The organism is Peptostreptococcus sp. (assembly GCF_977045075.1).
The window spans coordinates 1-9437 of the sequence record NZ_CDRRTB010000070.1; the positions used below are offsets into that span (position 1 = coordinate 1).

10 protein-coding genes are annotated in these 9437 nt (G+C 38.3%); 6 read left to right on the forward strand and 4 right to left on the reverse strand.

All coding sequences use genetic code 11. The features are described from left to right. Positions 1-209 precede the first annotated feature (209 nt). The 6 genes from gluD (at position 210) to ACW6OJ_RS06265 (ending at position 5571) form a co-directional block, all read left to right on the forward strand. Entirely contained in the window at positions 210-1463 is a 1254-nt protein-coding gene (gluD, locus tag ACW6OJ_RS06240) for an NAD-specific glutamate dehydrogenase (RefSeq protein ID WP_456096049.1), read from the forward strand. Positions 1464-1651: 188 nt separating this feature from the next. Continuing rightward, positions 1652-2308, forward strand: a complete 657-nt coding sequence (locus ACW6OJ_RS06245; protein WP_456096050.1) for a hypothetical protein — start codon at positions 1652-1654, stop codon at positions 2306-2308. A gap of 317 nt (positions 2309-2625) precedes the next feature. Further along, a complete protein-coding gene (locus ACW6OJ_RS06250; RefSeq protein ID WP_007788817.1) occupies positions 2626-2844 on the forward strand; it encodes a FeoA family protein in 219 nt (72 codons plus the stop codon). Positions 2845-2959: 115 nt separating this feature from the next. Then, a complete protein-coding gene (locus ACW6OJ_RS06255) occupies positions 2960-3193 on the forward strand; it encodes a FeoA family protein (RefSeq protein WP_293425974.1) in 234 nt (77 codons plus the stop codon). Between the two features lie 27 nt (positions 3194-3220). Continuing rightward, positions 3221-5371: a ferrous iron transport protein B gene (feoB, locus tag ACW6OJ_RS06260; protein WP_456096051.1), complete on the forward strand. Its 2151-nt coding sequence runs from the start codon at positions 3221-3223 to the stop codon at positions 5369-5371. 29 nt (positions 5372-5400) lie between these two features. Beyond that, positions 5401-5571 carry a FeoB-associated Cys-rich membrane protein gene (locus ACW6OJ_RS06265; RefSeq protein WP_293425978.1) on the forward strand — a complete coding sequence of 57 codons (171 nt, stop codon included), beginning with the start codon at positions 5401-5403 and terminating at the stop codon, positions 5569-5571. Positions 5572-5781: 210 nt separating this feature from the next. Here ACW6OJ_RS06265 and ACW6OJ_RS06270 read toward each other — a convergent pair whose 3' ends face one another. The 4 genes from ACW6OJ_RS06270 to ACW6OJ_RS06285 form a co-directional block, all read right to left on the reverse strand. Beyond that, a complete protein-coding gene (locus ACW6OJ_RS06270; protein WP_456096052.1) occupies positions 5782-7230 on the reverse strand; it encodes a PH domain-containing protein in 1449 nt (482 codons plus the stop codon). 2 nt (positions 7231-7232) lie between these two features. Then, entirely contained in the window at positions 7233-7718 is a 486-nt protein-coding gene (locus tag ACW6OJ_RS06275; RefSeq protein WP_456096053.1) for a PH domain-containing protein, read from the reverse strand. Positions 7719-7732: 14 nt separating this feature from the next. Next, entirely contained in the window at positions 7733-8380 is a 648-nt protein-coding gene (locus ACW6OJ_RS06280; protein WP_314494712.1) for a trimeric intracellular cation channel family protein, read from the reverse strand. Positions 8381-8540: 160 nt separating this feature from the next. Next, the coding region (locus ACW6OJ_RS06285) for an AEC family transporter (protein WP_456096054.1) at positions 8541-9437 on the reverse strand (897 nt) is incomplete at its 5' end.

Genomic DNA, 9437 nt, shown 5'->3' on the forward strand with positions numbered 1-9437 from the left:
AAGTGAAACTTTATTTATCTGAATTAAAAAATATTGTTAAAATATAAATTATTATACACTATTTAACTTACATGTGTTATAATTCTATTAGGGCAGGAAAATGTTTCTTTAGCAGAGGAAAGGGATTTTCGAATCACTTTTTGTGCTTAAAATATGTTTTTCTGGAATAAATAAAATTTAGAGTATCTTAAATTTAAGGAGGCTTACAAATGGCAAATGTATTTGAAATGGCACAGGCTCAGGTTAAGAATGCTTGTGACAAGTTAGGAATGGAACCACAGGTTTATGAACTATTAAAGGAACCAAGAAGAGTTATCGAAGTTAACATCCCAGTTAAGATGGATGACGGTTCTATAAAGGTGTTCAAGGGATATAGATCTCAGCACTGTGATGCAGTTGGACCTACTAAGGGTGGTATCAGATTCCATCCAAACGTATCTCTAGAAGAAGTTAAGGCGCTTTCTATATGGATGACATTCAAGTGCTCAGTAACTGGTATTCCTTACGGTGGTGGTAAGGGTGGTATCATAGTTGACCCATCTGAACTATCTGAGGGTGAATTAGAAAGATTATCTAGAGGATACATCGATGGTATCTATAAGTTAATCGGTGAAAAGGTTGACGTTCCAGCTCCAGACGTAAATACAAACGGTAAGATAATGTCTTGGATGGTTGACGAATATAACAAGCTAGTTGGTGTTTCTTCTATCGGTGTATTAACTGGTAAGCCAGTTGAATTCGGTGGATCTCTTGGTAGAAACGAAGCTACTGGATACGGTGTTGCTGTTACAGTAAGAGAAGCTGCTAAGAAGATGGGTATGGACATAACTCATGCTAAGATAGCTGTTCAGGGATTCGGTAACGTTGGTGCTTACACAGTTAAGAACATCCAGAAGTTAGGCGGAACAGTTGTTGCTGTGGCTGAATGGGCTAAGGAAGTTGGACCATATGCTATATACAAGGAAGATGGACTAGACTTCCAGGCTATGTGGGATTACAGAGCTGAAAAGGGTAACCTAGTTGACTTCCCAGGTTCTAAGATGATATCTATGGACGAATTCTGGTCTGCACAGGTAGACGTTTTAGTTCCAGCTGCTCTTGAAAACTCTATAGACGCTGCTGTAGCTGAAAAGATCCAGGCTAAGCTTGTTTGTGAAGCTGCTAATGGTCCTACTACTCCAGAAGGTGACGAAGTTCTTAACAGAAAGGGTATCATACTTACTCCAGACATCTTAACTAATGCTGGTGGTGTTACAGTTTCTTACTTCGAATGGGTACAGAACCTATACGGATACTACTGGTCAGAAGCTGAAGTAGAAGCTAAGGAAGACGAAGCTATGGTTAAGGCTTTCGAAGCTCTATGGGCTATAAAGGAAGAATACGGAGTAACTGTGAGAGAAGCTGCTTACATGCATTCTGTAAAGAGAGTTGCTACTGCTATGAAGCTTAGAGGATGGTACTAAAATATAAATAATATTTAGTATATTGTAAATTTCTAAATACATATAAGGGCTAAAGATATAGTCGTTAAACAGTATATGAATTACAACTGAATAATCAAGAGTCACTGGTTTTACTAGTGACTCTTTTTTTATATACGGGAAGATATAATCATCGTAGTGTGGTATAATAAAACTGTGGAGGGGAAGCTATGAAGAAGATAATAAAGATATTGATAGGGTTGACAGTCTTATTTGCCTTGTTGATGCTGACAGTAACCTATTTTTTAAAGCCTAGTGACAGACTTAAAAATGATGATAGACTTTGGAATGTATCAGACAATGTTGATATAGACTCATATAATAGAAAGGTTTTGGGTAACATCAGTCTGGACAAGGGCAAGCTAGTATCTGAAATAAAAATTGATGATTATAATTTCAAGAAGCTACTTAAATATGCCTTGGCCCACAATGGGAATGCAGAAATGCAGGAGGCCAGCTACACTCTAAAGGGTAAGAAAATCCTGATAAAGTACCCTTTAAAGCTAGGTCTTTGGAATACTCAGGTAGATATAGGGGCCAGCCTGTCAAATACAAGTAAGGAGCTAGTTTTTATAGTAGAGGAAGCCAGGCTGGGCAAGATCAACCTATCAAAGAATATGATAAATAAGGTTCTAGATAGGTTAAAGGAAACTGGATATGGAAATATGAAAATAGAGGGCAATAGGATATATGTCCAGGTGAATGCGCCCAATATTAGCATAAGGAAGGCGAGTATAGACAAGGACATGATGAAGCTACAGGTACTGGTTAAGGCCCAGGGAATAATAAATATAGAGAGAGAAATAATAGAGACACTGGTTCAATAGAACCGATGTCTCTTTTTTAAGGCATATATAGTCATAGAGCCACTAATTATGTATGATATATTGACTTATTAAACAATATAATAAACTGCAATACGATAAATGATAATAAAAGTAAAAAATAGTGCTAGGATGAAAAGTTTGATAATGATATTGATTGAAGTATTAGCATGACTCACTTCTTCAAGAGATAAAAACTATCATAACTTATTGACATATACTACTGAATGTTTTATACTAGGATTTAGAAATAAAGGTTTTAAGTCTTTTTCATAAGCAATTCAACGCTTTTAATTACAGTTTGGGGAGGAGGAACTACTATGAATTTATCCATAGCACCAATGGGAGTAGCACTGAAAATTTTAAAAATTAAAATCGAAGGAGACCAGAAAAAGCTATTAGCTAATATGGGGTTTGTTGTCGATGCCAATGTTACTGTTGTAGCTGAAAATGCAGGTAACCTAATAATTAATATTAAGGATAGTAGGGTTGCAATTGGGCCAGATTTGGCTAAAAAGATAATGGTAAGTCCTGTATAAATGTAGTTAAAAGCATAATGAGCGATACGGTAGGACTGTATGGTTCATTTTTATGCTATATTGACGATATATATTATCAATATCAATGAAAAAATATAAAGGTAGGAGGAGTATTATGACAACACTAAGAGAAGCCACAGTAGGTAGTAGCTATGTAATCAAGAAGATACATGGCACAGGTCCTTTAAAGAGAAGGATTATGGATATGGGGTTATCTAAAAATACCGAAATTTATGTTAGGAAGGTAGCGCCACTTGGAGATCCAGTTCAGATCAGAGTAAGAGGATATGAACTATCATTAAGAAGAGAAGATGCAGAATGTGTCGAAGTCGAAGAAATCGAAAAATAATATTTTAAGAATGGAAAGGGGAATGAAATGAGCATAACAATTGCCTTAGCGGGAAATCCCAATTGTGGTAAATCAACTTTATTCAATGCCTTGACCGGATCTAATCAGTATGTTGGTAACTGGCCAGGTGTAACGGTTGAAAAAAAGAGTGGTGTATATAAGAAGGACAAGGAAGTTAATATAACTGACTTGCCAGGTATCTATTCTTTATCACCATATACTTTAGAGGAAGTAGTAAGTAGAGAGTACTTAATTAATGAAAAGCCAGATGTAATCGTTGATGTTATGGATGCATCTAATATAGAGAGAAATCTTTATTTGGCAACTCAGCTATCAGAATTAGGTATACCAATGGTCTTGGCCCTAAACATGATGGACGTAGTTGAAAAGAATGGTGACAAGATTGACACTGACAAGCTAAGCCAAGAGTTTGGTTATCCTGTTGTTGAAATATCTGCCCTTAGAGGTAAGAATATAGACAAGGTAGTCGAGGCTGCTAAGCAGGTTGCTGGTAGAAAGCACAAAGAAGTTAATATCTATGATGAAAAGCTTGAAAAGATCCTATCAGACATAGAGGCTAGTGCAGGATGTCTAGCAAATTCTGAATACAAGAGATGGTATGCTGTTAAGCTATTTGAAAAGGATGCAAAAGCTACAGAAAAATTGGAATTATCTTCTGTTGAAAGAAATAATATCGACGAAATTATAGCAAAGGCTGAGGAAGACTTTGATGATGATGGTGAAGGTATCATAACAGATGCACGTTATACATATATAACAGATGTAGTTGCAAGAACAGTAAGCAAGGGAAGAGCTGGTCTTACTACAAGTGATAAGATAGACAAGTATGTTACTAACAGACTTTTGGCTATACCAATCTTTGCTGCCATGATGTTCTTGATATACTATGTGGCAGTAACTGTTGTTGGTGGTCCAGTTACAGACTGGGTAAATGATGTATTCTTCGGTCAAATAATTGGTGGTAATGTAGGTAATATGCTAGAGAGTGCAGGAGTGGCACCTTGGGTAAAGAGCCTAGTTGTTGATGGTATCATAGGCGGTGTTGGTGGAGTACTTGGATTCTTGCCAATAATCACAACACTTTACCTATTTATGGCTATCCTAGAGGATATAGGCTACATGTCAAGAATAGCATTTATACTTGATAGGATCTTCCGTAAGTTTGGTCTATCTGGTAAGTCTTTCATACCTATCCTTATAGGTACAGGTTGTTCAGTACCAGGTATCATGGCTACTAGAACAATAGAAAATGACAATGATAGAAGGATGACTATAATGGTTGCAGCTTTCATGCCATGTGGTGCTAAGACAGACATAATTGCCCTATTTGCAGCCTCAATATTTGCAGGTAGCAAGGGCTGGTGGTTCGCCCCAGTTTGCTACTTCTCAGGTATATTAGCTGTAATAATCTCAGGCTTGATGTTAAAGAAGACTAAGCGCTTCGCAGGAGATCCAGCACCATTCGTAATGGAGCTACCAGAATACCATATGCCTCTTGCTTCAAATGTTCTAAGAACAGTATGGGATAGGGTTAAGGCCTTCATAGTAAAGGCCGGTACTGTAATCCTAGTTGCAACAGTAGTAATCTGGTTCTTAAAGAATATATCTACTAGCTTTGAATTTGTTGAGTTCTCTGACAATAGTCATTCACTCCTTGAAGCTATAGGTAAAACTCTAGCACCAGTCTTTAGCCCTCTAGGCTTTGGTAACTGGGCAGCTACAGTTGCAACAGTTTCAGGTCTAATAGCCAAGGAAGTAGTAGTAGGTACATTGGGTGTTGTCGCTGGTGTAGGTGAAGTTGGCGCTGATAATGCAGGAGTAATAAACTATGCAGCTACTTTATTTACAAGTGTAACTGCCCTAAGCTTCATGCTATTCAACCAGCTATGCATACCTTGTTTCGCAGCAGTTGGTGCTCTAAGGGAAGAAATGAACAGTGCTAAGTGGACTTGGTTCGCTGTAGCCTACCAGTTGTGCTTTGCATATGCAATAGCCCTAATGGTATATCAGTTTGGTAATGTACTAGTAATGGGTGCAGCTCCAACAGTATGGACAGGTGTAGCAGTAGTGATTTTAGTTGCTATGATCTATGCAATGTTTAGAAAACCTAAGTTTGATAAGGTTGAAGCTAAGAGAGCCGTACCAGAAAATAACTAGCAAGGTATTTTTTGAAAGGAAGTGTAGACATGGGAAATACTTCAATGGTGTCAACACTAATAGTATTGGCAGTAATAGCGGTAGCAGTTGGTTTTGCTATCAAGAGAATGAGGAAGAAGGGAGCTTGTGGCTGTGGTCATGAAGATGGCTGTGGAGGTTGCTGTAGTAGCTCTTGTGGTCCTAAGGACAAGGAAAACTAAATTGTCAATATAAGGGGTCTAGGACCCACTTATAAAAACGGAAAAGATAGTGCAAGGGGTTATCCTCTAGCACTATCTTTTCTATTTTTTGCACCGATTTCTATTTACTTCTAACTGATTGCATTCTATTTACTTCTAACTGATTGCATTCTATTTACTTCTAACTGATTGCATTCTATTTACTTCTAACTGATTGCATTCTATTTGCTACTAGTTGATTTCACCATTCATATAATAGTCGAATAGCTTGTCAAATATTCCTATAGGATAGGGACCAGTTTCCTCTACAGTTTTGCCGGTCTGAGGGTCCTTCTTATAGATAGTAAGAGAGTAGACACCTAATTTTTTGTAGATTGGATTTTGACCTATATTAATCATTTCTATTTGGCTGATAGGTATAAGGATGGTCTTTGTCGATAAGATACCCTTCTTTATAATCAGGTCAGTTTCTGTCAGTAACATCCTTCCACCGAATATCATATATAGGCTTGCAAGTATGGCTAGTGGCAGGCCTAGGAGGCCAGTCCAATATTTTCCTAAGGGTAGGCCAACTAAGACAGCTACAAGAACGAAAATAAGGCTAAAAAGAGGAAGATAGTACTTTATTAGGAAGGTAGGCTTTCTTATAAAGTCACCTCCTAGCTGGTCCAGGCTAAATTCTGGTATAATCCTGTCCATGAAATCTCCCACGGACTCGTCCTTCATATAAAGTGAAAGGAGCCTGCTCTCGTTCTCTTCATTACCATAGCCTATAGCATCAAGTGTTAGGTACCTATAACCCAAAATACTTCCGATAAAGGACTTTTGGTAACCAACAGAGCTTATATTTTCTATTGGTATAGTAAAGTCCCTTGCCTTAAATAGGCCATAGTTAATGTGGATATGGTCTGGGTACCTCTTAACAGTGAAGTCATAAAGTCCATCCATCTTGCTCAAGAAACCCTTGATTATACCTATATTAATTAGGGCGAAGATGGCAATGACCTTGCTAATAAGGGCCACTATAGCACCTATAAATAGGACAATATGGAATAGATTAATATCCATGAAAAAGTGGCCTATTGCCTGACTAGACCTAAACCTATAGCTAGAAAGATCTTGACTATGAACCTTATCGTCAATCTCTATATCGCCTCTATCAGTCTTACTTGCCATGACCCAGTCTTTTATTATTTGAGCATTCTTCCTAGACAGGTACATCTTGTAGTCCAAGTCATTGGCTGTGGCAGAAGAATTTATATCTATGGTCAAAACACAAAGACCTAATACACCATATACAATCCCAGTCCTGATGTTTACATTTGCTATATTGGTAAAGTTGACCTCCTTGTGGACCTTGCTAAATAGTCCCTGCCTAGTATAAAAAATTGAATGATCACCTAGGTTGATATAGGAATTTTTCCACTCAAAAAAGGTCTTTACCAGTGAAGCTACTAGTATGACTACTAGGCCTAGAAATATTAGGGAGGGTATCTTTTGGTCAAAAATATAGGCCAAAAAATCTCCCTTAATATGACCAGATAGACCAGTCCAAAGGTCCTTGGGTCTAAGGTCTCCCTCAACCAACCTTTCTAATGTTGAAAATACAATCCAGGCTATAAAGGCGATAATGACCAAGAAGGGCCTTGCTATCATTATGGGATGATTTCTAAATTTCATGTCTAAACCACCCTTTCATTAATTTTATTCTTTAAGTTATCTACTAGCAGCTCTGCCTGGTCTAGGGGAATGAAGTCTATGCTTGCAACACCACCCCCAGTAGTAATACTGATATTGGCCAGCTTAAAGAACTTGTTAATAGGTCCCATGCTGATATCTACCTGCTGCATCCTGCGTATAGGTATTACTGTGTGCTCTATAAAAAATATTCCCTTAATAATATCGATACTCTCATCATTAATCCTATACTGGTGCCTCTTGTAACCAAGGCTTGGTTCTAGGACCAGGAGGAGGATTATATAGGCTATAACCAGGCCTCCAATGCACTTATACCAGAAAAATACCGGTCTTGGTATCGGGAAGATATTGAGGATCTTCCAAACTGATATTAGGATGGCAAGAGCTATAGCGAGTCCCAACAAATTTCCTATTATCATGCTGTAGCGAGCCTTGGCTGGCAGGCTGTTATAGTCACTTCTATTTATCATAAAAACTCTCCTTATTATTTAAAATTGTTACCCCTAATTATTGGCAGGTCTAGCTTGAAGCGGGCGGCCAAAAACCTTATAAGAAATACGACTGATGTACCTGCTAGCATGGCTATACTTTCCCCGCTTATATCCCAAAGGTAGATACATACTATGGCACCTAGGATAGAAGCTGAGGCATAGATATGCTTGACGAAGATATAGGGCTTGTCACCTGCCATAATATCTCTTACTAGGCCGCCTCCTACACCTGTTACTACCCCAACCAATATTAAGAGGAAGAAACCAGGTGAATTCAAGCGATGGTAGGCTGCATTTATACCCACGACTGTAAAAAGTCCTAGGCCTATAGAGTCTGATACCAATAAAAGATTATTGTAGACTAGCTTGAAGCTATATTTAATAGGCCTATCACGGTATATATAGGCTATCAAGAAGACCAAAAGCGATGTCGCTATGGAAATCTTAGCGTAGATGGTATGCTGGACACTAGAGGGCGGTATGGCACCGATTATGACGTCCCTGATGACACCGCCACCTATAGAGGTAGTTAGACCTAATACTATGACCCCAAGTAGGTCCATTTGCTTTTTTATTGCCAGAGCCGAACCTGATACGGCAAAGGCTATAGTTCCAAGTATTTCAATTGCAAAAATTAACAAGTTATTTCCCCCTATACTTATTTAAAAAAATTTAAAAGTTTATTATATATTATAAGGCCTTGTCCTAGCTAGATATCCAAATATAAAGATACTTATTAGCTGACGCAAGGCCCTTACTTACTATATTTATAGACTAATTATTGTATGACCAGAAGACCTATTATACCAAGCCCATATATCTAAGTATAAATATCCAGAAGGTAAAGGTAACTGACGAAAATAGGGTGGTCATGACCACTATATTAGACATGAGTACATAGTCATTGTCCATAGCCTTAGACATAATATAGCCAGATACTGCTGAAGGCGCACCCAGCATTACGAGTATTGCTATCAAGGCTGATTCTCTAAATCCCATATAGATGGCTATTGGAAGGACTACAAGGGGTAGGAATACTAGCTTGATACTAGATGCCACTGCAGACGGCTTAAATTTGGCAGTGAGGTCGCTCATCTTAAAGTCTGCCCCTATTGATATAAGCATAAGGGGAACCGCCATAGACCCTATTGAGGTCAAGCTCTTGTCCAAGATAGGCGGAATACTTATTCCAAAGATACAGAAAGGGAAGCCTATCAGGATACCCCTAATAAGTGGGTTTTTAAAGATGGACTTAACTATTTCCTTGTACTGGATCCTAGTCTTGGAGCCTGCTAAAAACCTCCGAGATGATATGGTAAGAATAATTACCGAATATGCATTAAAAAGGGGTACAGCAGCGAGTATCATAAGGGGTATCATGCCTGCATCACCATATATATTTGTGACGAAGGGGATACCTAAGATGGCGGCACTGCCCCTTGCAGCGCCCTGAGCAAAGGAGCCTACCATAGTCTTATCCCTAAGAAAAATCCTCGCAAGTATATAAATAAAAAAGAACATGACCGTTGTGGATACCATACAGAAGATTATAAAGGTCATATCCATATCCTTGTGTATATCCATCTTGGCTATATCGAGGAAGAGAACGATTGGCAGGGCGTACTTAAAGGCCATCCTGTCAGAAATCCTTGTCCATTCCTCATTTATTATACCAACCCTCATAAAAAATCTTCCTAC

Bases quoted from the DNA above. Each gene is read 5' to 3' on its own strand.
- gluD (WP_456096049.1), top strand. From the start codon at position 210: ATGGCAAATGTATTTGAAATGGCACAGGCTCAGGTTAAGAATGCTTGT.
- ACW6OJ_RS06245 (WP_456096050.1), top strand. From the start codon at position 1,652: ATGAAGAAGATAATAAAGATATTGATAGGGTTGACAGTCTTATTTGCC.
- ACW6OJ_RS06250 (WP_007788817.1), top strand. From the start codon at position 2,626: ATGAATTTATCCATAGCACCAATGGGAGTAGCACTGAAAATTTTAAAA.
- ACW6OJ_RS06255 (WP_293425974.1), top strand. From the start codon at position 2,960: ATGACAACACTAAGAGAAGCCACAGTAGGTAGTAGCTATGTAATCAAG.
- feoB (WP_456096051.1), top strand. From the start codon at position 3,221: ATGAGCATAACAATTGCCTTAGCGGGAAATCCCAATTGTGGTAAATCA.
- ACW6OJ_RS06265 (WP_293425978.1), top strand. From the start codon at position 5,401: ATGGGAAATACTTCAATGGTGTCAACACTAATAGTATTGGCAGTAATA.
- ACW6OJ_RS06270 (WP_456096052.1), bottom strand. From the start codon at position 7,230: ATGAAATTTAGAAATCATCCCATAATGATAGCAAGGCCCTTCTTGGTC.
- ACW6OJ_RS06275 (WP_456096053.1), bottom strand. From the start codon at position 7,718: ATGATAAATAGAAGTGACTATAACAGCCTGCCAGCCAAGGCTCGCTAC.